Genomic DNA, 22,122 nt, shown 5'->3' with positions numbered 1-22,122 from the left:
ACTACAGAAGCAAAGCCGGCCAGCGGCCGGCTCTACCCATCGTGCCGCTCAGCCCAGCGCCGGGTTCAACGTGTAGGTGCCATGCAGTGCGGCTTCGGCCAGCACGTGGCCGTGCATGGCGCGATATGCGTCGGCGGCGGTGAAGCGCGCCGGAAGCTCCAGCGAGGCCACATCCAGCGCGAACACGCGGAAGAAATAGCGGTGCATGCGCTCGTCGTTGAACGGCGGATAGGGGCCGTCATAGCCCAGGTAATCGCCGGCCATGTCCGGGTTGCCCGCAAACCAGCCGGTGAAGTCGTTCAGGCCCTGGCGGCTGCCCGCCGGGCCAGCCGGTGCGGTCTTGCCCTTCGCCACGAAGCCATCGCTGCAGCTGCCGGCGGCGATCTCCTGCACCGAGGCCGGAATATCGGCCATCACCCAGTGCACGAAGTCGCAGCGCGGCTGGTCGCGCGGCACGGTCATGTCGCTGCGGCCGACCGTTTCCGCAACGGTCGGCACATCCGGGTCCACGCACACCAGCAGGAACGAACGCGTGCCTTCCGGTGCGCCGTTCCAGGCCAGGTGCGGATTGCGGTCCGGCGCGAAGCCGGTGGCATCGCCGGCGGCGAACGCGCGGTCGATCGGCGCGCCGTTGGTCAGGCTGTGGCTGCTCAGTTGCATCGGCTTCTCCTTACTCTTCCGGGTAACCCAGGCGCACCGCAATCGGGGTGAGCTTGGCAAAGGCGGCGCTCATCACGTCGCGGTAGTTGCGCCAGTGGCCCGGCGGGAAGCGCGGTGCGCCCAGCTGTGCGGCCGGCGGCATCTGCCGCTCGAACAGGCGTCCCAGCAGCTCGGCCATCGCGTGCGGATCATTGCCGATCTGGTCGATGCGCAGCAGCACGTGCGGATACAGTTCTTCCTCATGCAGGGTGGCAACCTGCGCCAGCCCGCGCGCCAGCCATTCGCTGGCTTCAGCCAGCGAGGTCATCGCCAGCGGAGCGGCAGCGCCGTAGGCCACCCAGTCCAGCAGCATGTCGCGCGGGTCACGCAGCACGAGCACCAGTCGTCCCTGCGGCAGCTGCGGGCGCAGCGCCCACAGCAGGGCGTTGTCCCACCACAGCAGCCAGTCGATGACGGCATCGCCCTGCAGGCCACGCGCCGGCAGCTGCTCGCGCCAGCGCTGCACCAGCCGCTCCGGGGTCAGCACGCCGGAGGCGAGGTCCTGCAGCGTGTGGTAGTTCTGGAATGCATCATCCGGCGGATTGCTGGTGTAGCGGTCGCTGCGCAGCACCGGGCTGGCGGCCGCCAGGCCGGTCGCAACCCGCTCCACACCCGAACCCGGCGCACCCCACAGGAAGATCGGCGCGGAGCTGGCATCACTGTCGATCTCGCCCTTCTCCGGCCAGCTCGGCGGCGCCTTGGCCTGCGGTGGAAGCGGCAGGCGCTGCGGTGCCTGGTCGGCCTGCAGCGCCATCCACGTCTGCAGCGCCTGTTCCGGCTGGCCAGCGCGGTCCTGGATTTCACCCAGCCAGGTACGCAGGTCGGCGCGATGGCCGTCCGGCGCCCTGTCGATCAGCGCCTGCACGCGCGCGATCGCGGCAACCGGATCACGCTGCAGCAGGCCTTCGACCAGGCGTGTTTCGCCACTGACGCGGCCCGGTTCGAGGCTGACGATACGTTCGGCGATGGCTTCGGCCTGTTCGTGTTCGCCCACCATGTCATGCAGGCGCAGGCGTGCTTCCAGTGCCGGCAGATGACCCGGCATCGCGTCCATCCAGCGCTCCACGGTCGCCGCGGCGGTCGGGCTGCCGACTTCTTCCACGGCCAGGCGTGCCAGCCACAGGTCGTGCAGCTGCGGATGCTGTTCCAGGGCCGCGTCCAGGCGCGCGCGCGCCTCGTCTTCGCGGCCCAGGCGCTGCCAGGACATCAGCAGCAGCTGCAGCACCTGGCGGTCGTCGGGGATCGATTCCAGCAACGGCAGCAGATGGTCCAGCGCCTGCAGCGGCTGGCCGCCGCGCAGCGACAGTTCACCGGCCAGGCGACGCATCGACGGCGTATCCATGCCTTCCTGCTGAAGCGCGATCTGCATCGCTTCGGCAGCCGCCTCCAGGTTGCCCTGGCGCAGCGCCAACTGCACTACCAGGCCATGCAGCGAGCTGATGGCCGGGTTCAGCTCCAGCACGCGGCGGAACGCCTGCTCGGCGAAGGCCAGCATGTCCTTGCCCAGGTAGGCGAAGCCCAGTGCGTACAGCACGCGGGTGTCGTTGGGCTGCGCCTGGTTGGCCGCCGACAGCAGCGTCAGCGCACGATCCGGGTCGTCGCGGCGCAGCGCGATCATGCCGTCGATGGTCAGCAGTTCCGGGTGGTCCGGCTCAACGCGCGAGGCCAGCGTGGACAGGCGCTGGGCTTCATCGAAGTCGTTGCGGCCGATCGCCAGGTGCGCCTGCATCAGATAGGCGGCGAATGAGTTCGGGTCAAGCCCGGTGGTACGTGCCAGCGCTTCGTCAGCGCCCTGGTACTGGCGCAGGGCGAGCAGCAGGCCAGCGTGCTGCAGGTGCAGCTGGGCATCATCGGGGGCCAGCTGCAACGCCTGCTGCAGCGCCTCCATCGCATCCTCGGCCTTGCCCTGCTGCTGCAGCGCAAGCGCCAGCCAGCGGTGGGCTTCGGCCTGGCCGGGTTCATCACGGGTCCACGCCTGGGCCAGCTGCACGGCCTGGTCGGCCTGGTTCTGGCGCAACGCTTGGATGATCTGGTCTTGCATGGCGGTCCGGTTCAAGTGCAAACCCGCATTGTAGCGGTCCACGCACCGGTGCCGGTTCAGCCCGCCAGCACCCGCTGCAGGCGCTGCGCCACCCAGCGCTCGGAGAAGCCGTCACCCCGCCAGTTTTCCAGGAAGCCGCAGTGGCCTCCCCAGCAGGCGGTTTCCAGGTGCGCCTGGCGCGGCAGCTGCCAATCGCTGAAGGTCGCGTACGGGATCACCGGGTCGTCCTGCGCCATCAGGATGTCGGCCGGCACCTGCAGGGTGGACAGGCGGTCACCGGCAATCGAATAGCCATCGAAATAGGCCTGCAGCGAGCCGAAGGTGGTGTGCCGTTCGACCAGCCAGGCAGTCAGTGCACGGATGTCCAGCTTCAGCACGCGATCGTCGCAGTCGCTCAGCTCGGGAAACAGATCGCGCTTGCGGCGCAGCGAGCCGGCCCATTTGCGGCGGAAGTACCAGTCGTACATCGCCGGGCCGTTTTCGATGCTCTCCATCGTCAGCCCCGGGTCCAGCACCGGGCACACCGAGGCCACCCGCAGCAGCGGCACGCCGGCAGCCGGCGCGCGCAGGGCCAGGCGCAGCACGAAGTTGCCACCCAGCGAATAGCCGGCGGCCACCAGCGGCAGCTGCGGCCAGCGCTGGGCGATGTCACCCGCGGCATGCACCACTTCATCGATCAGGTTGGAGTGGAAGATGCCGGGGTTCAGATGGTGGGTGTTGCCATGGTCGCGGAAGTTCAGCCGCACAACATCGAAACCCTGTTCGATCATGCGCGCGGCAGCCATGCGCATGTAACTGGATTCGGCACTGCCCTCCCAGCCATGCAGCAGCAGGGCCATGCCCTTCGGTTCGCGGCCTTCGACATGGCTGTGCCAGCCCTGCAGGCGCACGCCATCACCGCCGTCGAGGATCAGCTCTTCGCTGACCGCACCGGTGGCGGCCAGCAGCAGCAGGCCGCGCTGCAGGCGCATGCGGCTGGAGCTGAGCATCGACTGCAGGTGCGGATTGCGCAGCCAGCGCGGCGGCTGGTAGTCAGTCGCATGCAACGTCGGTGTACCGGCGTCCAGGACGGGTGGCGGGACCAGGGCCACCGTGCCCTCAGCCGGTGCTCATGGCCGCCACGATGCGCGCGCGCGAGGTTTCCGCGATGCGTCGACGGCCTTCCAGGTCCTGGGTACCGATCGGCTCCAGGAAATGCACTTCGGTATGCCGCGCCGGCTCACCCAGCAGGCGCAGGAAATTGGCGGCGAAACTCTCGCCCGGGCCGAATGCCACGATGGTCTGTGCGTCACCCTTGAACCCATAGACCAGCGCCACAGGCTGCACCGGAACACCGGTTTCGACCGCGGCCTGGAAGATGCGGGCATGGAACGGCCCCACTTCATGGCCACCGCGGGTGCGCCCTTCCGGGAACACGCCTACTGCCTTGCCGGCACGCAGGCGATCGGCCATCACCTGCATCACGCCACCGAGCGATTCGGTATTGCCGCGCTGGTGGAAGATGGTCTGCCCGCGCGCGGCGAGCCAACCGACCAGCGGCCAGCTGGCGATTTCGCGCTTGGCGACGAAGCCCATCATGCGCTGGCTGTGCAGGATGCTGATGTCCACCCAGCTGACGTGGTTGGCGACGAACAGCACGGCACCGGGCAAGGGCTGGCCCACCCGTGACAGGCGGAAGCCGAAGATCCACATCAGGCCCCCCTGCCACCAGTTCACCACCTTCGCCCCGAAGGTATCCTCGCCCACGCGCAGCTCGCCCCACGGCGGAAGCATGCCGATCAGGATCAGCGGCAGGAACACGATGATGTGGACCAACAGCAGCGGTACGCGGTACAGGTAACGGCACACACGCGCCACGCCGCCACGGGGGGCCGGAGTGGGGGAAGTCATCCGCGCACGATACCGGAGCGCCGCAGCAGCTGCCAGCCGATTTAGGCCATAACCGCCATTGACCGGGGCAATCGGCGGGGAACGCTGGGTTCTGCCGCCGTCAACACGCCCGCCGGGGGCTCAACCGTGGCCGGCGGCCACCACCGCCAGGGTCAGCCGAGAGATGCACACCAGCCGGCCCTGCTCGTCTTCGATGCGGATCTCCCACAGCTGGGTGCTGCGGCCGACGTGCAGCGCGCGGGCGGTGCCGGTGACCGTGCCCGAGCGCACGGCGCGAACGTGGTTGGCGTTGATTTCCAGGCCCACGCAGATCTGCTTGCCGGTATCCACGCACAGGTTGCCGGCGCTGCTGCCCAGGGTCTCGGCCAGCACCACCGAGGCACCGCCGTGCAGGATGCCGTACGGCTGCCGGGTGCGCTCGTCCACCGGCATGGTGGCCTGCAGCCAGTCTTCGCCCGCAGCGCTGAAGACGATGCCGAGGGATTCGATCGCCGTGTTGCGGCTGAGCGCGTTGAGCTGCTCGATGGAAACGGCTTCGCGGAATACCTGGGTCATGCGGGCACCTTCAGAGGATGGGAACGAGGCCGGCGCCGAATGCAGTCAGCATGCGCACCAGCAGCCACTTCGGGCCGACGTTGACTTCGGGGAAGTCGCCGACGGCGACGTAGCAGTTGTGGAACGCCGGGTCCTGCCGTGGCAGCGGCTGCGGGCAGTCCGGACCGGGCTTGAACTCGTAGTCGGTGGCGTAGCGCCACGGCCAGAAGTCGAGGATCGGCAGCGCTTCGGAGGCTTTGCCGACGCTGTAGTTCAGGCCCGACAGCACTGGCGGCTTGGCCCGCGGCGCCACTGTCCACGAGTTCTGCGGATGGGTATCGCGCAGGATGCTCTCGGCCAGCTGCTCGGCAAACACCGGATCGTCGATGATCACCGCGCCTTCGGTGTTGTAGTTCTCGCTGCGCGGATCGAAGTTGTGGGTGCCGACCACGCCGATGCGGCGATCGACCACCAGCGACTTGGCGTGCAGGCCCATGCGGGCGCCCTTGCGGGTGACCGGCAACGGCTTGTTGACCGCCTTGCTGCCCAGGAACGACGGACGCGTTTCGGTGCGCAGCAGGCGCGTTTCCACCTCGCTGCCGGCGGCGCGGCGACGTTCGCGCGCGTTCTGGTAGGCACTGCCGGTACGCGGATGATGCACCGCCACCTGCTTGCGGGGCGCGGCCAGATCCCCTTCGCTGCCACCACCGGCATTGCTGCCAGCGGCGCTGCCGCCGATCAGCGGATTGCGCCCGCCGTCGTCGTCGCCTCCGGGCGCGGCGATCGGGTCGGGCAGCAGATTGCGGTAGTCGACCGGTGCATCCAGCGGGAACGGCTTGTACTCGAAGATGTTGAAGCCCAGTTCGCGCATGTTGCGTCGCTTGTACTTGTACGACAGCGCATACACGATCGGGTTGTCGGTGGCCGCCAGGCTGTTGCTGGACACCACCACGCGCGGCGGCTGCGGGCGCTTGCGCAGCTCGCGGAACAGCTTCTGCGCCGGCTTGGACAGCACCAGGTACGGCGTCTGCAGGATCACTTCCTTCTGCGCACCGGCAATGAGTGCGTCCAGCTGCGGCTCGGTCACATGCTGGCCGGCCAGCGGGGCATCGGCCTTCTCGCGGCGGTGCTTGCGCGGCAGGTCGGCGACGTAGCGCACCGAGGCCACCGGCAGCGCGGTATCCACGAAGGAACGGGTGACGAACTCCATGTCATTGGCTTCAGCGCTGACCCGCTGCACCCGCTCCGGGCGGCGGAACGTGGCGGGCGGCAGCACCGGCACGCCTTCGCGCAGCAGGGTGCGGCCCACGTCATTCAGGCGCTCGGCCGGCACGCTGCGCTTGGCGCGCCAGAACGCATCGAAGTTGGCCGCCATCGCCCGCGCTTCCGGGCCGGCGATCATGACGTCGCGATCGCGGAAGTTGTACTCGCGATCCCAGTCGTAATAGTCGTCCTGGTAGTTGCGGCCGCCGACCACGCCGATCGCATCGTCGATCACCAGCAGCTTGTTGTGCATGCGCTGGTTGAAGCGACGGAAGCAGCACAGCACGCTGCCGGCGTAATCGAAGTAGTTCAGCCGGGCCTTGCCGAAGGTCGGGTTGTAGACCCGCAGCTGGAAGTTCTGGTGGGCGCCGGACAATGCGCCGAGGATCTGCAGGTCGGAGATCGCCGAGAGCTGGTCGATCAGCACCCGCACCTTCACCCCGCGCCGCGACGCGGCCAGCAGTTCGTCGATAACCAGCCGCGCGCTGTCGTCCTTGTCGAAGATGTAGGTCTGCAGGTCGATGCTGCGGGTGGCACTGCGCAGCAGGTTCAGGCGCGCCACCAGGGCGCCCTCGCCCTCGTCCAGCAGGGTGGCGTAGTGGCGCGGCTGCTCCGGGGTGGATTCGGTGAACGCCCGGCCGGCCAGCGCCCGCAGCGGCGAATCCTGTGCGCAGCGGTCGGCGCGCTGACAGTCGACCTGGATCGAGCGCGCCTGCACGGCGATCGCTTCGGCGCGGTCGCGCTCGGCATTGGACAGCGATGCACAACCGCTGCCCAGCAACACGGTTGCCAGCGCCAGTACACGCAGCAGGAGGTTCACGGTTTCGGCGCCTCGCTCAGGCGCGCTCGCAATACGAAGGTCACTCGGTCACTCAAGGCAAGCTGCCAGCTGTCCATTCCATACCGGCCTCGCTGCACGGTACCGCGGCTGACGACGTCGCAATCATAGCCGGGTCGGGCGCAATCCGCCTTCTCGACCTTCAGTGTCTCGGGGTGGCTGATCCCGCGCAGGGTCAGCCGCCCGTTGATGTCGCCCCCGTCTTCCACGGTCTCCGGCCAGTACGGCAGCGAGTCGAACTCGACCACCGGGTGGCGGCCTGCGTCGAAGAACTCCTCGCCGCGCATCCAGCCGGTGTAGCGCGCCTTGCCGGGGATCTCGACCGAGCGCGTGAACATCTTCAGGTGCACCTGGTGGCGGCCGTCGGAGAGGATCTCGATGCGACCCTCGAAGTGCGGGAACAGGCCTTCGATGCGTTGCCCGAAGCGGGTCCGCACCTCGAAACCGATCTGCGAGCGCTGGGTATCCAGGTGCAGGACCCGGTGCGCTTCAGCGACCACCGGCGGCAAGGGCGTTGGCGGTGGCGCGGCAGCCCAGGCCGCGCCGGAAGCCAGCAGCACGGGCAGCAGAAAGCGGCTGCGCCGCGCCAGGCTCATTGGATCACGGCCACCAGAACGCGTTCAGGCTGGCCACGCCCGGCTCGATCGAGGCCTCGCGCGGGAAGCCGAGCACGGCAATGCCGGCCGGCGGCATGCCGCGATAGTCGCTGCTGGTGCCTTCCGTCATCAACGCCACCAGGCGCTCCAGGCCGGGGTTGTGGCCGACGATCAGCACCCGGTCGAGGTCACGGCGGTCGTCCACCAGCGCCGCCAGGGTGCCGGGGGTAGCCTCGTAGATGCGGTCTTCCAGGCGCTTCTCGACATAGCCGATGGTGCCGAGCACGGCTTCCAGGGTCTCCCGGGTGCGCCGCGCCGGTGAGCACAGCACACAGTCCGGCAGCAGGTTGTTCTCCTTCAGCCACTTGCCGGCGGCTTCGGCTTCGGCGAGCCCCACCGGCGACAACGGCCGGTCGAGGTCGGCCTGGCCGGGGGTAGCCGGTTCGGCATGGGCATGGCGCAGCAGGATCAGTTCACGCATCGCGGGTTTCCATGAAGAAGAGGATGCAGCAGAAAGAGTGACGCAGGCATCAAAGCTTCAGCCAGGACAGCAGCGGCTCCCAGTCGGCCTGGTGCTCGCGCACCTGGGCCGAGCGGTAGTCGAACAGGCTGCGGCCCAGGCCGGTCATGACCACATAGCTCTGGCTGTCGCGCAGCTGCGCGACCACCGGGTACGGCCATTCACCCAGCATCTGCAGCGCCTGCTGCGAGGTCTGGGTCCATGGTTTGGTACGGTTGAGCACCAGCCCCACCGGCAGCTTGCGGCTGTGCACGCGCGGGTTCTGGGCCAGGCTGTTGAGGAAGCCGACGATCGCTTCGATGTCCAGCGCCGAGGGCAGCACCGGTACCACCACCGCGTCGGCAGCGTCGAGGAAATGGGGAATATCGTCAGCCAGGGCACCGGCCGGCGCATCGATGATGACGGTGTCGGTGCCGTCGGGCAGCTTCTGCGCCCACTGCTTCTTCCGATACACGTCGATGGGGAGCACCGCGCTTTCCAGCCCGGCACGGCGTTGTGCCCAGCGGGTGCTGGAACCCTGCGGGTCGGCATCGGCAATCACCGTGGCCTTGCCCTGCAATGCCGCGTACGCGGCCAGGTGGGTGGCGACGGTGGTCTTGCCCACCCCGCCCTTGGAACCGGCCACCAGGATCGTCTTCATGCCAGCCTCGCTTCCGGGTACGTGCCCCGAGCGTACACCGGTGATGGTGACGGGAGGTAGCGTCGTGCTGAACCAGCGGCCATCGCCTTTGCTATCGTGGCGCCCCCGAAGGATCGAACCGGCATGAGCGAACTGCAGGATCTGAGCGCGTTGATCCGCGCCAATACCCCCCTGATCGTGATCGAGACCCAGGACGAGGGTCGCATCGTCGACCTGTTCCGGCAGACACTGATGCACGTCTGGCGGGCGCTGCACCGGTGGTCGATCACCGAGGGCCTGCGCCGCATCGACCTGGACAGCGAAGATCCGCCGGCCGGGCCACCCGACGCCAGCGCGGCCCTGCAGATGATCCGCCAGGCCGGGCAGCGCGGGGTCTACCTGCTGCTCGATTTCCACCCCTACCTGGGCTATGCCAGCCACCAGCGCGCCCTTCGCGACCTGATCCAGCGCCGCCACAGCGAGCCGCATGTGCTGGTGCTGATCGGTGCCAAAGTGGAGCTGCCGGCCGAGCTGGAAGCGCTGGCGGTGCGCTTCAACCCGCGCCTGCCCGATGCCAATGCCCTGCTGAAGATGCTGCGCGAGGAGGCCGACGCCTATGCGCGCGAGCATGGCGGCCGCCGGGTTGAAGTCGACAGCGAGGCGGTGAAGAAAATCCTGAAGAACCTGCAGGGCCTGAGCCTGGTCGATGCCCGGCGCATCGCGCGCCAGCTGATCTACGCCGATGGCGCACTGCGCGACGACGACCTGCCACAGCTGGCGCGGCTGAAGTTCGAGCTGCTCAACCGCAGCGGCCACCTGTTCTTCGAACATGACAGCGCGCGCTTCGGCGATGTGGCCGGTGCCAACCGGCTCAAGCGCTGGATCAACCAACGCCGGGTGGCGTTCATTGCCGGCTCCGCCCCGGCCGGGCTGGACCCGCCGCGCGGCATGCTGCTGCTGGGCGTACAGGGCTGTGGCAAGTCGATGCTGGCCAAGGCCACCGCCGCCGGCTTCGGCGTGCCCCTGCTGCGCCTGGACGTGGGCGCGCTGTACAACAAGTACCACGGCGAGACCGAAGCCAACCTGCGCCAGGCACTGGCCTCGGCCGAACAACTCGCGCCCTGCGTGCTGTGGATGGACGAGATCGAGAAGGGCCTGGCCAGCGGAGGCGAGGACGGCGGCGTGTCACGCCGCGTGCTCGGTTACCTGCTGACCTGGATGGCCGAACGCAAAGCGCCGGTGTTCATCGTCGCCACCGCCAACCAGGTGCACGAGCTGCCCGCCGAGCTGCTGCGCAAGGGCCGCTTCGACGAGATCTTCTTCGTCGATCTGCCCTCGCCCGACGTGCGCGTGGAACTGCTGCGGCTGCACTTGGGCCGGCGCCAGCTCAACGCCGACGACTTCGCGCTGCCCGCGCTGGCGGCGGCCGCCAATGGTTTTTCCGGCGCCGAGATCGAGCAGGCGATCGTGGCTGGCCTGTATGCGGCGCATGCCGAGGGCCGGCCGCTGGACACCGAGCTGCTGATGACCGAGATCCGCGCCACCCGACCGCTGTCGGTGCTGATGGCAGAGCAGGTAGAAGCACTGCGTGCGTGGGCGTCGGGGCGGACGGTTTCCGCGGACGACTGAGGGGTTTCCAGCGAACGGCGCAGCCCCTCGTGGCGGCGAGTTGGCCGTGAACATCAAAAGCCGCGCTTGGTCGGGCGGGATGGATTCGCGGGGGACGCCGTCAACCCGTCCATGGGGGCTTGGCCGCGGCATCCATGCCGCGGACACCCCCGCGAACCCACCCCGCCCGTCCTCTGGCAATTTCCGGGGGCGTCCGCCACGGAAAAGAAAAAAGAAGATCAAAAGCAAAAGCCGGTTGGCTGGCCGCTTCCTGTAGAGCCGAGCCCACACTCGGCTGCTCTTCGATCAGATATCGAATAGTCGATTCCGTTACAGATTCATCCACGCATGGCGTGGACCTACCGTGTCGACCAAGGTCGACACCTACCAACAGCTGCCGGAATCTGTCGAAGGCGGGGCACTGTGGGTTTGCGGGGTGTGAGCCGCATGGATGCGGCGACCAAGCCCCCAGGACGGGTTTACGGCGGCCCCGCAAACCCACAGTGCCCCGCCATCCCGCAGGAAGCCCGCTGTTGCTTCGGCTGTTGCTGTTGCTTCAGCTGTTGCCTCTGCGGGTGCCGGGTGCAACCCGGCCGAACCCCTTCCCTCAGGGCCAGGCAGGTGGTGCGGCCGCCCAGGCCTGCTGCACCTCGGCCAGCGACGCGCGCTCATCCTCACGCCACTGCGGCAGCAGCTGCCCATAGTTGGCCGTGGTACTCCACTGCGTCGGCTCGGTGCGTACCGCAGCCGCATACCACTGCACCGCCTCCTGCTTCTGCCCCATCCGCCACAATGCCAACGCATAGGTCGGTGGCACCCAGGTGGGCTTCGTACGGGCGTTGCTGGCCGATACCAGCCACTGTTCCAGCGCCGCCTCCGGCTTGCCCTGGCGCAGCAGGTCCCAACCGTAGTTCCAGCGCACGCTGCGGCCGCTGCTGCTCTGTGCCGGCGCCTCTTTCATCGCCTCGCCATACAGCTGCTCGGCCAGCTCGCCACGGCCCTGCGCGCCGGCCACCGATGCCAGCTGCACCGTCGCTTCCACCGCGCGGCGGCCGCGCTCACGCAGCTTGACCAGCTGGGCCACCAGCTCATCGCCCTCGCCCTGCACCGCCACCATCGGCGTTGCCGCCAGGTCGTTGTCGAAGTAGAACTCCTGTGGTGCCGGCACGGCCGGCGCGGCCCACGCAGTGGCCACTCCCGAGGCCAGCAGCACGCTGGCCAGGATCTTTCCTGGAACTGACATCCCTTCTCCCCAGGCCGCAACTGCAGCCTCCCTCTCTCTCACCGATCCTAACCCCAGCACCGCCGCGGGCGCGAGTGCCGGGGCCTCGCGGCCCCGCTGCTACAATTCGCGCCTTTCCCGCCGCGTGCCTGCACGCGGCCGGTGCCAGCCGATCCTACCGGGCCAGCCATGACCAGTACCGCGCAACTCACTTCGCCCTCGTCCGCCGACCTGCTCGACCGTGATTACACGCTCGACCACAAGTACACCCGCAGCGAGGGGCGGATCTATCTGAGTGGCGTGCAGGCGCTGGTGCGGCTGCCGCTGATGCAGCGGCTGCGCGACGCCGCCGAAGGCATCGACAGCGCCGGCTTTGTCAGCGGCTACCGTGGCAGCCCGCTGGGTGGCTTCGACCTGGAGCTGTGGCGCGCGCGCAAGCACCTTGAAGCAGCCAAGGTGAAGTTCACCCCGGGCCTGAACGAGGACCTGGGCGCCACCATGGTGTGGGGCACGCAGCAGACCAACCTGTTCCCCGGCGCCAACGTGCAGGGCGTGTTCGGCATGTGGTACGGCAAGGGCCCGGGCGTGGACCGCTGCGGCGACGTGTTCAAGCACGCCAATGCCGCCGGCACCTCGCGCTACGGCGGCGTGCTGGCGCTGGCTGCCGACGACCATGCCTGCCGCAGCTCGACGCTGCCGCACGGCAGCGAGGACGAATTCGTCAGCGCGATGATGCCGGTGCTGAACCCGGCCGGCGTGCAGGACATCCTCGACATGGGCCTGCTGGGCTGGGCGATGAGCCGCTATACCGGCCGCTGGGTCGGCTTCAAGACGATCGCCGAGACGGTGGAATCGTCGGCCTCGGTCGAGGTCGACCCGATGGCGCGCCGCATCGTGCTGCCGGAAGACTTCGAGATGCCGTCGGGTGGTCTCAACATCCGCTGGCCGGACCCGCCGCTGGACCAGGAAATGCGCCTGCACCGCTATGCGGTGAAGGCGGCGCAGGCGTTTGCCCGCGCCAACGGCATCGACAAGGTGGTGATGGATGCGCCGCGCGCGCGGCTGGGCATCGTCACCACCGGCAAGAGCTATCTGGACGTGCTGCAGGCGCTGGAATACCTGGGCCTGGATGAAGTCGCGTGCGCCGACATCGGCATCCGCGTGTACAAGGTCGGCATGACCTGGCCGCTGGAACCGCAGGGCATCGCGCGCTTCGCGCAGGGCCTGGAAGACATCATCGTGGTGGAGGAGAAGCGTGCCTTCATCGAGCGCCAGATGAAGGAACAGTTCTTCAACTGGCCGGCCAGCTGGGGCCAGCGCCCGTCCATCGTCGGCAAGTACGACGAGAGCGGCGAATGGATCCTGCCGTCCACCGGTGAGCTGACGCCGGCCACCATCGCCGGCGTGATCGGCCGCCGCATCCAGAAGTTCTTCAACAACGAATCGATCGAGCAGCGCCTGCAGTGGATGCAGGAGAAGGAAGCCGAGCTTGCGTTGCCGCGCGCCAGCTTCCCGCGCGTACCGCACTACTGCTCGGGCTGCCCACACAACACCTCCACACAGGTGCCGGAAGGCTCGCGGGCGCTGGCCGGCATCGGTTGCCACTACATGGTGACCTGGATGGACCGCAGCACCGACACCTTCACTCACATGGGCGGCGAAGGCGTGACCTGGGCCGGGCAGGCGCCGTTCACCGACACCCCGCACGTATTCCAGAATCTGGGCGACGGCACCTATTTCCACAGTGGCTCGCTGGCGATCCGCCAGGCGGTCGCCGCCGGCGTCAACATCACCTACAAAATCCTCTACAACGACGCGGTGGCGATGACCGGCGGCCAGCCGGTGGACGGCCCGCTGAGCGTGCCCGACATCGCAAAGCAGATGCGCGCCGAAGGCATCCACACCATCGTGGTGCTGTCGGACAACATCGGCAAGTGGACCGGCCAGCGCGAGCACTTCCCCAGCGACGTCGAGTTCCACGACCGCAGCGAGCTGGATGAGGTGCAGAAGCGCCTGCGCGAGGTGAAGGGTGTTTCGATCCTGATCTACGAACAGACCTGCGCCACCGAGAAGCGCCGCCGCCGCAAGCGCGGCAAGCTGGAAGATCCGCAGAAGCGCGTGCTGATCAATTCGCTGGTCTGCGAAGGCTGTGGCGACTGCGGCAAGAAGAGCTTCTGCGTGTCGGTGCTGCCGAAGGAAACCGAGTTCGGGCGCAAGCGCGAGATCGATCAGTCCAACTGCAACAAGGACTATTCCTGCGTGAACGGTTTCTGCCCGAGCTTCGTCACCGTGCACGGTGGCCAGCCGCGCAAGGGCAGCAAGCGCGATGCTTCCACCCTGCTGGACAACCTGCCGGCACCGGCCATCCGCGGCACCCTCGAACAGCCCTGGAACATCCTGATCACCGGCGTCGGCGGTACCGGCGTGGTGACCATCGGCGCGCTGCTGGGCATGGCCGGCCACCTGGAAGGCAAGGGTGCGACCGTGCTCGACCAGACCGGCCTGGCACAGAAGGGCGGCGCGGTGACCACGCACATCCGCATCGCCCGTCGTCCCGAAGACATCCACGCCGTGCGCATCGCCGCCGGTGAGGCTGACCTGGTGGTGGGCTGCGACATGGTGGTGGTCAACGACTACTGGGCCCTGTCGAAGGTGCGTGCCGGCCGTTCGCAGGTGGTGCTGAACACCTACGAAGCGATGCCCGGTACCTTCACCACCCGCCCGGACATGCAGTTCCCCGCCGCCGACATCGTGGCCGGTGTGCGCGTGGCGCTGGGCGGCCAGGAGCCGTTGCTGCTGGATGCCACCCAGCTGGCCACCGCGCTGCTGGGCGATGCGATCGCCGCCAACCTGTTCATTCTCGGCTATGCGTGGCAGCAGGGCCTGGTGCCGCTGTCGTTCGATTCACTGATGCGCGCCATCGAGCTCAACGGCGCCGCCGTGGCGATGAACCAGCAGGCCTTCGCCTGGGGCCGCCTGGCCGTGGTCGACCCGCAGGCCGTGCAGCAGGCCGCCGGCCTGGTGCGCAACCGCCACACCGATACCGAATCCACTCCGGGCCCGCTGCACCCGCTGCCGCCGGGCGAGTGGGAGGGCAACGAATGGGGTGCCACCGCCGCACCGCGCAACACCGGCGACGAACGCGAACTGCGTGGCCTGCCCTCGCACGGTGGCGATGTTGCGTTCCTGCCGCTGGACGACGCCCGCCTGTCGCGCTCGCTGGATGAAATGATCGAGCGCCGCGCCGCGTTCCTGGTCGAGTACCAGGACGCTGCCTACGCCAACCGCTACCGCAGCCTGGTCGAGCGCGTGCGCGCCGCCGAAGCCGACCGCATCGGCGGTTCCACCGCGCTGACCGAGACCGTAGCCCGTTACCTGTTCAAGCTGATGGCCTACAAGGACGAGTACGAAGTGGCCCGCCTGTATACCAGTGGCGACTTCCAGCGCCGCCTGCAGCAGCAGTTCGAGGGCGATTACCAGCTGCGCTTCCACCTGGCACCGCCGCTGTTCGCCAAGAAGGACGAGCAGGGCCGGTTGCTGAAGAAGGAATACGGCCCGTGGATGTTCAAGGCCTTCGGCCTGCTGGCCAAGCTGAAGTTCCTGCGTGGTGGCCGCTTCGACGTGTTCGGACGCACCGAGGAACGCCGCATGGAGCGCAAGCTGATCGGCGATTACGAGGCCACCGTGCAGCTGCTGCTGGACGGCCTGGATGACGACCGTCTGGCGCTGGCGGTGGAGATCGCCAGCGTGCCCGAGCACATCCGCGGCTTCGGCCACGTCAAGGAAGCGCATTTCGAGCAGGCCAAGGCGCGCGAAGCCGCCCTGCTGGCGCAGTGGCGGAACCCAAAGGCGCTGCACATCGTGCAGGTGGCTTGAGCACCGCTGGCGGCGCGAAAGCAACCTATTGATTGCATATTGAGATAGCAATCGATAGGTTGCCTCCAGCGAAGGAAAGAGATAGGTTGCTTGTCGTAATGCAACCTATCCTTTGCGTACACGTTCGCGTACGGCCACTTTCTAGGGGACTGCCGATATGGACAGGCCGCTGCACACGGTGAGGACACCTCAACAACTGGCACCGCTGATGCGTGCGTTCAGGCGCCAGGCGGGCCTGAGCCAGGCGCAGTTGGCGGCACAGCTCGGCATAAGCCGCCAGGCAGTAGGCGCATTGGAGCGCGACCCGGCATCGGCAAGCTTCGAACGGCTGATGCGGGTCTGGGCAGTGCTGGGTCTGGAAGTCAGATTGCAGCAGCGAAGTCCCCCGGAGACAACGTCAACGTTGGAGTGGTGAGCCATGGGTACGCTGCGGGTCTGGATGAATGGTGTCGAGGTCGCGCTCTGGGATGATGCCCGGAGCGGCTCTTCCCGGCTTTCGTACGTCGACTCGTGGATCAGCTCCGCCCAGTCCCGGCCGTTGTCACTCTCACTGCCCCTGCTCCCGGAGGGTGAGAGCCATCGGGGCAATGTCGTCAACAACTACTTCGACAACCTTCTTCCCGACAACGCCGTCATCCGCAACCGGATCCGCGACAGGTTCTCCACGCGCAGCAGCGACACATTCGATCTTCTCGAAGCCATTGGCCGGGATTGCGTCGGCGCAGTGCAACTGCTGCCGCTTTCGCATACACCGGGGGACATCCAGCAGATTACGTGCGAAGCGTTGGACGAATCAGGCGTCGCTGCGATCCTGCGTCAGGTGACGGCAGGGAATCTACCTGGCGCACCCACCAGTGATGATGCGTTCCGCATATCCATCGCCGGTGCGCAGGAGAAGACGGGACTTCTGCTGCATGCTGGCCAGTGGTGCATTCCTACCGGCAGTACCCCATCCACCCATATCTTCAAGCTGCCGCTTGGCATTGTGGGCAACATGCGGGCGGACATGCACCAATCCGTCGAGAACGAATGGCTGTGCATGCAACTGCTTTCCGCCTTTGGAATCCCCGTTGCGAATACGCAGATGGGACGCTTCAAGGACGAACGCGCGCTTATTGTGGAGCGATTCGACCGCCGCCTTTCTGCGGATCGCCGGTGGTGGCTGCGGCTGCCGCAGGAAGACATGTGCCAGGTCTTCGGTCTGCCCGCTGCCAGGAAGTATGAATCCGATGGCGGCCCAGGCATCGTGACCATCATGGATCTGCTTCGACAATCCGAGCATTTCGAGGATCGGGCGACCTTCTTCAAGACGCAGATTCTTTTCTGGATGTTGGCTGCAACCGATGGACATGCCAAGAACTTCAGTGTTTACCTCGAAGCCGGTGGACGCTTCCACCTGACACCCGTCTACGACGTATTGTCGGTGCATCCCATCCTGGGTAGGGGGCCAAACCAGCTCGACCCGCGGAATGCACAGCTCGCCATGTCCGTCGAGGGCAAGAATCGCCACCGGAAGCTGCACCTTGTGCGACGACGCCATTGGAACGAAACCGCACGCGCCTGTGGTATCGCTGATGGTGCGGAGCCGTGGATCGAAGCGCTGATCGCAGCCGTCGAACCCGCCATCGAGCAGGTCACGCGTCAGCTCCCAAGTGATTTCCCCGTAAACGTGTCCGAACCCATTTTCAACGGGCTGCGCGCTGCGGCGGCACGCCTTTCCAGCATGTCGCCGGACGCCTGATCACCCCAGCCGCCACAGCAGCAACCGGTTGTTGGCCGGCATCGCCACATCACCCAGGCGAGTGAAGCCGTTGTCCGCCGCCAGCGCCTGCACCGCTTCCACATCGCGGATGCCGCTGCGTGGATCACGCGCCTTAAGCCAGGCATCGAACTGCGCGTTGCTGTCGCTGGTGTAGCGGCCGCCGTAGTTGAACGGGCCGTATACCGCCAGCAGCGCACCATGCCGCAGCACCGATGGCAGCGCGGCGAACAGCGCCTGCACATGCTCCCAGCTCATGATGTGCAACGTGTTGGCGCTGAATGCGGCATCGAACGTGCTGCCCTCGGGCAACGACAGGCCCGACGCCGGAGGTAGTTCCACCTGCAGTGCCACCGGCGGCAGCAGATTGAGCAGCGCGGCCTCCGCACGCCAGGCCTCGATGCCCGGCAGATGGTCCGGATGATCGCTAGGCTGCCAGCGCAGCCACGGCCAGCGCTCGGCGAAGAACGCCGCGTGCTGGCCGGTGCCACTGCCGATCTCCAGCAGCCGATGGCGGTCGCCCATCCACGGGTCGAGTGCGGTGGCGATGGGTTCGCGGTTGCGCTCGCAGGCTTCTGAATACGGCTTGCTCGACATCAGGGACGGTGTCCAGGCGGGGTCGGCCCCATTGTGCACGAGGGGGTGTCTGCAGGGCTTGCAGCCCTGCACCCGCAGGAGCCGGAGCAACAGCAACAGCCAAAGCAACTGCCAAAGCAACTGCAACAGCGCGGGCTTCCTGGGGGATGGCGGGGTGGGTCCGGTTGCGGGGGACGCCGTGAATCCCCCTCCGGGGTCCGGCCCAGCCGCTGGCGGCTGTGCGTTCGGGCGCTTGCGAAGCGGTGCTTCGCAAGCAAAGCGCCCTCACCCATGGAGGCTCGGTCGCGCCATCCATGGCGCTCACGCCCCCGCAACCGGACCCACCCCGCCTTCGACAGTTTTCTGCGGTCTGTCGGAACGGCTCTGACCCCGGATACATTTCGATATCTGACAGACGTGTCGACCAAGGTCGACACCTACCAACAGCCGAGTGAACCTGTCGAAGGTGGGGCGGTGTCGGATTGCGGGGTGTCAGCCGCATGGATGCGGCTGCCAAGCCTACAGGGACGTACTTGCGGCGTCCCCGCAGTCCGACACCGCCCCACCAACCCACGGAATGCCGCTCTGGCTTTGGCCGTTGCCGTTGCCGTTGCATTGAGCAGGTGCAGGGCTGCAAGCCCTGCCGAAACCCACCCAACCATGACTGCAGTCACTTGCCCGGACGCGCCGCGCTGGCGAAAGTCGAGGAGTTGACGTGATCGGTCCGGCCCGTTGCCAACCGCACGCAAGCGAGAGAGAGAAACGCTGTGCAACGACGTGAGTTCCTGGCTTTTTCCGGTCTGGGCCTGGCGGGCCTGCTGCTGCCGCATTCCCGTGCCATCGCCGCCGAGCAGCTGCTCGCCCCGGTCGATACCGCCCAGCGCAGACGCCTGGCGGACGTTGCGCTCGCCGCCGCACGCACCGCCAAGGCCAGCTACTGCGACGTGCGCATCGGCCGCTATCTCAACCAGTCGGTCATCACCCGCGAGCACCAGGTCGGCAATGTGACCAACCGCGAATCGTCCGGTGTCGGCGTGCGGGTGATCGTCAACGGCGCCTGGGGCTTTGCCGCTACCCACCAGCAGACCGAGGCTGCCGTGCGCGCGGCGGTCGAGCAGGCCGCAGCGATCGCCCGCGCCAACGCCGGCATCCAGACCCGGCCGGTGCAGCTGGCACCGACGCCGTCGGTGGGCGAGGTGCGCTGGCAGACCCCAGTGCGCAGGAACGCGATGACGGTGCCGATCCAGGACAAGGTCGAGCTGTTGCTGGCACTCAACGCCGCCGCGCTGAATGCGGGCGCCGACTACATCAATTCCACCCTGTTCCTGGTCAATGAACAGAAGTACTTCGCCTCCAGCGACGGCTCGTTCATCGACCAGGACATCCATCGCATCTGGCTGCCGTTCACTGCCACCGCCATCGACAAGGCCAGCGGCAGGTTCCGCACTCGTGCCGGCCTGTCCTCGCCGATGGGCATGGGCTACGAGTTCCTTGATGGCGATGCGCGCGGCAAGGTGCAGCTGCCCGGTGGCATCACCGCCTACCGCGATTCCTACGACCCGGTCGAGGACGCCATCGCCGCCGCCCGCCACGCGCGCGAGAAGCTGAAGGCGCCGTCGGTGAAGCCGGGCAAGTACGACCTGGTGCTGGACCCGTCCAACCTGTTCCTGACCATCCACGAGAACGTTGGCCACCCGCTGGAGCTGGACCGCGTGCTCGGCTACGAAGCCAACTACGCCGGCACCAGCTTCGCCACGCTGGACAAGCGCGATGCCGGTTTCCGCTGGGGCAGCGACATCGTCACCTTCTTCGCCGACAAGACCCAACCGGGCAGCCTCGGTGCGGTCGGCTACGACGACGAAGGCGTGAAGACCCAGCGCTGGGATCTGGTGCGCGACGGCATCCTGGTCGATTACCAGGCCACCCGCGATGAGGCCCACATCCTCGGCCGCGATGCCTCGCATGGCTGCAGTTACGCCGATTCCTGGTCCAGCGTGCAGTTCCAGCGCATGGCCAACGTTTCACTGGCACCTGGCAAAAAGCCACTCAGCGTCGAGGACATGATCAAGGACGTGGAGAACGGCATCTACATCCACGGCCGCGGGTCGTACTCGATCGACCAGCAGCGCTACAACGCGCAGTTCGGCGGCCAACTGTACTACCAGATCAAGGACGGAAAGATCGCCGGCATGGTCGAGGATGCGGCCTACCAGATCCGCACGCCGGAGTTCTGGAACGCGTGCACTGCGATCTGCGACGAGCGTGACTTCCGCCTGGGTGGTTCGTTCTTCGACGGCAAGGGCCAGCCCGGCCAGGTCTCGGCGGTCTCGCACGGTTCGTCCACCACCCGCTTCAACGGCATCAACATCATCAACACCGCGCGCAGTCTCGGCGCTTGAGCCACCCATCCTTCGACATGGAGAGCAGCCTTGCAAAGACGTGACTTCCTGGCCCTGACCGGGCTTACCGCGGGCGGGCTGATCGTGCCCTCCTTCTTCGGCAAGGCGATTGCCGCCGAGCAACTGCAGAGCACGCTGGACCTGGGGCTGAAGAAGCGCCTGGCCGATGCAGCACTGGCCGCTGCCCGCCAGGCCGGTGCCACCTACTGCGACGTGCGCATCGGCCGCTACCTGCGGCAGTTCGTGATCACCCGCGAGGACAAGGTGCAGAACGTGGTGAACACCGAGTCCACCGGTGTTGGCATCCGCGTGATCGTCAACGGTGCGTGGGGCTTCGCCGCCACCAATGCGCTGGGTACGGCCGATGTAGCCAAGGCCGCGCAGCAGGCCGCAGCAATCGCCAAGGCCAATGCCGGCGTGCAGACCGCACCGGTACAGCTGGCCAAGGCGCCGGGCGTGGGTGAGGTGAGCTGGCGCACGCCTATCCGCAAGAATGCGATGGAAGTGCCGATCAAGGACAAGGTCGGCCTGCTGCTGGACGTCAACGCTGCGGCGATGGGCGCCGGTGCCAGCTTCGTCAACTCGATGCTGTTCCTGGTCAACGAGCAGAAGTACTTCGCCTCCACCGATGGTTCCTATATCGACCAGGACGTGCACCGCATCTGGGCACCGATGACGATCACCGCCATCGACAAGTCCAGCGGCAAGTTCCGTACCCGCGAAGGCCTGTCCTCGCCGATGGGCCTGGGCTACGAGTATCTGGACGGCGCGGCTGCCGGCAAGGTGGTCAGCCCGAATGGCGTGGTCAACTACAGCTCTTCCTACAACATGAAGGAAGATGCCATCGCCGCCGCCAAGCAGGCGCAGGAGAAGCTGAAGGCCCCGTCCGTTAAGCCGGGCAAGTACGATCTGGTGCTCGACCCGTCGCACACCTGGCTGACCATCCATGAGTCGATCGGCCACCCGCTGGAGCTGGACCGCGTGCTCGGCTACGAAGCCAACTACGCCGGCACCAGCTTCGCCACCCTGGACAAGCGCGAACAGCATTTCCAGTACGGCAGCGAACTGGTCAACATCTTCGCCGACAAGACCCAGCCGGGCAGCCTCGGTGCGGTGGCGTACGACGATGAAGGCGTGAAGTGCAAGCGCTGGGACCTGATCAGCAACGGCAAACTGGTGGATTACCAGACCATCCGCGACCAGGCCCACATCCTCGGCAAGACCGAGTCCGACGGCTGCTGCTACGCCGACTCGTGGTCCAGCGTGCAGTTCCAGCGCATGGCCAACGTGTCGATGGCACCGGGCAAGAAGCCGCTGAGCGTGCCGGACCTGATCAAGGACGTGGAGAACGGCATCTACATCATCGGTGATGGTTCGTTCTCGATCGACCAGCAGCGCTACAACGCGCAGTTCGGCGGCCAGCTGTTCTACGAGATCAAGAACGGCCAGATCACCCGCATGCTGGAAGACGTGGCCTACCAGATCCGCACACCGGAGTTCTGGAACGCCTGCACCGCCGTGGCCGACGAGCGCGACTACCGCCTGGGCGGTTCGTTCTTCGACGGCAAGGGCCAGCCGGGCCAGGTCTCGGCGGTCTCGCACGGTTCGTCGACCGCGCGCTTCAACGGCATCAACGTCATCAACACCGCACGCAGCCTCGGCTGATCGGTCAGGAGCCCTTA

General features: G+C 67.1%; 17 protein-coding genes. 6 read left to right on the top strand and 11 right to left on the bottom strand.

Features of this window, described 5'->3' with window-relative positions; genetic code table 11:
* Window positions 1-48: 48 nt before the first annotated feature.
* The 9 genes from ACZK45_RS00540 to ACZK45_RS00500 all read right to left on the bottom strand — a co-directional run bounded on the left by ACZK45_RS00540 (window position 49) and on the right by ACZK45_RS00500 (window position 9,021).
* Window positions 49-660, bottom strand: a complete 612-nt coding sequence (locus tag ACZK45_RS00540; protein ID WP_478445282.1) for a YbhB/YbcL family Raf kinase inhibitor-like protein — start codon at window positions 658-660, stop codon at window positions 49-51.
* Between the two features lie 10 nt (window positions 661-670).
* Window positions 671-2,740, bottom strand: a complete 2,070-nt coding sequence (locus ACZK45_RS00535) for a tetratricopeptide repeat protein (RefSeq protein ID WP_049398186.1) — start codon at window positions 2,738-2,740, stop codon at window positions 671-673.
* A 56-nt stretch (window positions 2,741-2,796) separates the two neighbouring features.
* The gene (locus ACZK45_RS00530) at window positions 2,797-3,786 is read right to left on the bottom strand and encodes a YheT family hydrolase (protein ID WP_050509830.1); all 990 of its coding nucleotides are present in this window, start codon (window positions 3,784-3,786) and stop codon (window positions 2,797-2,799) included.
* Between the two features lie 52 nt (window positions 3,787-3,838).
* Window positions 3,839-4,630, bottom strand: a complete 792-nt coding sequence (locus ACZK45_RS00525) for a lysophospholipid acyltransferase family protein (protein ID WP_049398187.1) — start codon at window positions 4,628-4,630, stop codon at window positions 3,839-3,841.
* A 120-nt stretch (window positions 4,631-4,750) separates the two neighbouring features.
* Complete coding sequence (locus ACZK45_RS00520) at window positions 4,751-5,185, bottom strand: hotdog fold thioesterase (protein ID WP_032128719.1); 435 nt, start codon at window positions 5,183-5,185, stop codon at window positions 4,751-4,753.
* Between the two features lie 10 nt (window positions 5,186-5,195).
* On the bottom strand, window positions 5,196-7,247 hold the full coding sequence (locus ACZK45_RS00515) for a phospholipase D family protein (RefSeq protein ID WP_125893044.1): 2,052 nt from the start codon (window positions 7,245-7,247) through the stop codon (window positions 5,196-5,198).
* Window positions 7,244-7,861 carry a YceI family protein gene (locus ACZK45_RS00510; protein WP_032128717.1) on the bottom strand — a complete coding sequence of 206 codons (618 nt, stop codon included), beginning with the start codon at window positions 7,859-7,861 and terminating at the stop codon, window positions 7,244-7,246. The genes ACZK45_RS00515 and ACZK45_RS00510 overlap by 4 nt, the downstream gene beginning before the upstream one ends.
* 4 nt (window positions 7,862-7,865) lie before the next feature.
* Complete coding sequence (locus ACZK45_RS00505) at window positions 7,866-8,342, bottom strand: SixA phosphatase family protein (protein WP_005407539.1); 477 nt, start codon at window positions 8,340-8,342, stop codon at window positions 7,866-7,868.
* Window positions 8,343-8,391: 49 nt separating this feature from the next.
* The gene (locus ACZK45_RS00500; RefSeq protein WP_010487235.1) at window positions 8,392-9,021 is read right to left on the bottom strand and encodes a ParA family protein; all 630 of its coding nucleotides are present in this window, start codon (window positions 9,019-9,021) and stop codon (window positions 8,392-8,394) included.
* 123 nt (window positions 9,022-9,144) lie between these two features.
* Here ACZK45_RS00500 and ACZK45_RS00495 point away from each other — a divergent pair, with 123 nt between their 5' ends.
* On the top strand, window positions 9,145-10,629 hold the full coding sequence (locus ACZK45_RS00495; protein ID WP_180837762.1) for an AAA family ATPase: 1,485 nt from the start codon (window positions 9,145-9,147) through the stop codon (window positions 10,627-10,629).
* Window positions 10,630-11,215: 586 nt separating this feature from the next.
* On the opposite strand, the gene ACZK45_RS00490 is transcribed toward ACZK45_RS00495, so the two are convergent.
* On the bottom strand, window positions 11,216-11,851 hold the full coding sequence (locus ACZK45_RS00490; protein WP_032128715.1) for a tetratricopeptide repeat protein: 636 nt from the start codon (window positions 11,849-11,851) through the stop codon (window positions 11,216-11,218).
* A 168-nt stretch (window positions 11,852-12,019) separates the two neighbouring features.
* Here ACZK45_RS00490 and ACZK45_RS00485 point away from each other — a divergent pair, with 168 nt between their 5' ends.
* The 3 genes from ACZK45_RS00485 to ACZK45_RS00475 all read left to right on the top strand — a co-directional run bounded on the left by ACZK45_RS00485 (window position 12,020) and on the right by ACZK45_RS00475 (window position 17,447).
* The gene (locus ACZK45_RS00485; RefSeq protein ID WP_125893042.1) at window positions 12,020-15,706 is read left to right on the top strand and encodes an indolepyruvate ferredoxin oxidoreductase family protein; all 3,687 of its coding nucleotides are present in this window, start codon (window positions 12,020-12,022) and stop codon (window positions 15,704-15,706) included.
* 157 nt (window positions 15,707-15,863) lie between these two features.
* On the top strand, window positions 15,864-16,121 hold the full coding sequence (locus ACZK45_RS00480) for a helix-turn-helix domain-containing protein (protein WP_004134030.1): 258 nt from the start codon (window positions 15,864-15,866) through the stop codon (window positions 16,119-16,121).
* Window positions 16,122-16,124: 3 nt separating this feature from the next.
* Complete coding sequence (locus tag ACZK45_RS00475) at window positions 16,125-17,447, top strand: type II toxin-antitoxin system HipA family toxin (RefSeq protein WP_478445281.1); 1,323 nt, start codon at window positions 16,125-16,127, stop codon at window positions 17,445-17,447.
* On the opposite strand, the gene ACZK45_RS00470 is transcribed toward ACZK45_RS00475, so the two are convergent.
* Window positions 17,448-18,062: a DUF938 domain-containing protein gene (locus ACZK45_RS00470; protein WP_478445280.1), complete on the bottom strand. Its 615-nt coding sequence runs from the start codon at window positions 18,060-18,062 to the stop codon at window positions 17,448-17,450.
* A gap of 746 nt (window positions 18,063-18,808) precedes the next feature.
* Here ACZK45_RS00470 and ACZK45_RS00465 point away from each other — a divergent pair.
* Both ACZK45_RS00465 and ACZK45_RS00460 read left to right on the top strand, forming a co-directional pair.
* Window positions 18,809-20,440 carry a TldD/PmbA family protein gene (locus ACZK45_RS00465; protein ID WP_185749944.1) on the top strand — a complete coding sequence of 544 codons (1,632 nt, stop codon included), beginning with the start codon at window positions 18,809-18,811 and terminating at the stop codon, window positions 20,438-20,440.
* A gap of 30 nt (window positions 20,441-20,470) precedes the next feature.
* Window positions 20,471-22,105, top strand: a complete 1,635-nt coding sequence (locus ACZK45_RS00460) for a TldD/PmbA family protein (protein ID WP_032128710.1) — start codon at window positions 20,471-20,473, stop codon at window positions 22,103-22,105.
* Window positions 22,106-22,122 lie beyond the last annotated feature (17 nt).

Source organism: Stenotrophomonas sp. 63632_Sma, from assembly GCF_056482875.1.
The sequence above is the reverse complement of the archived record's forward strand: the minus strand, read 5'-3'. Positions and strand labels throughout refer to the sequence as shown.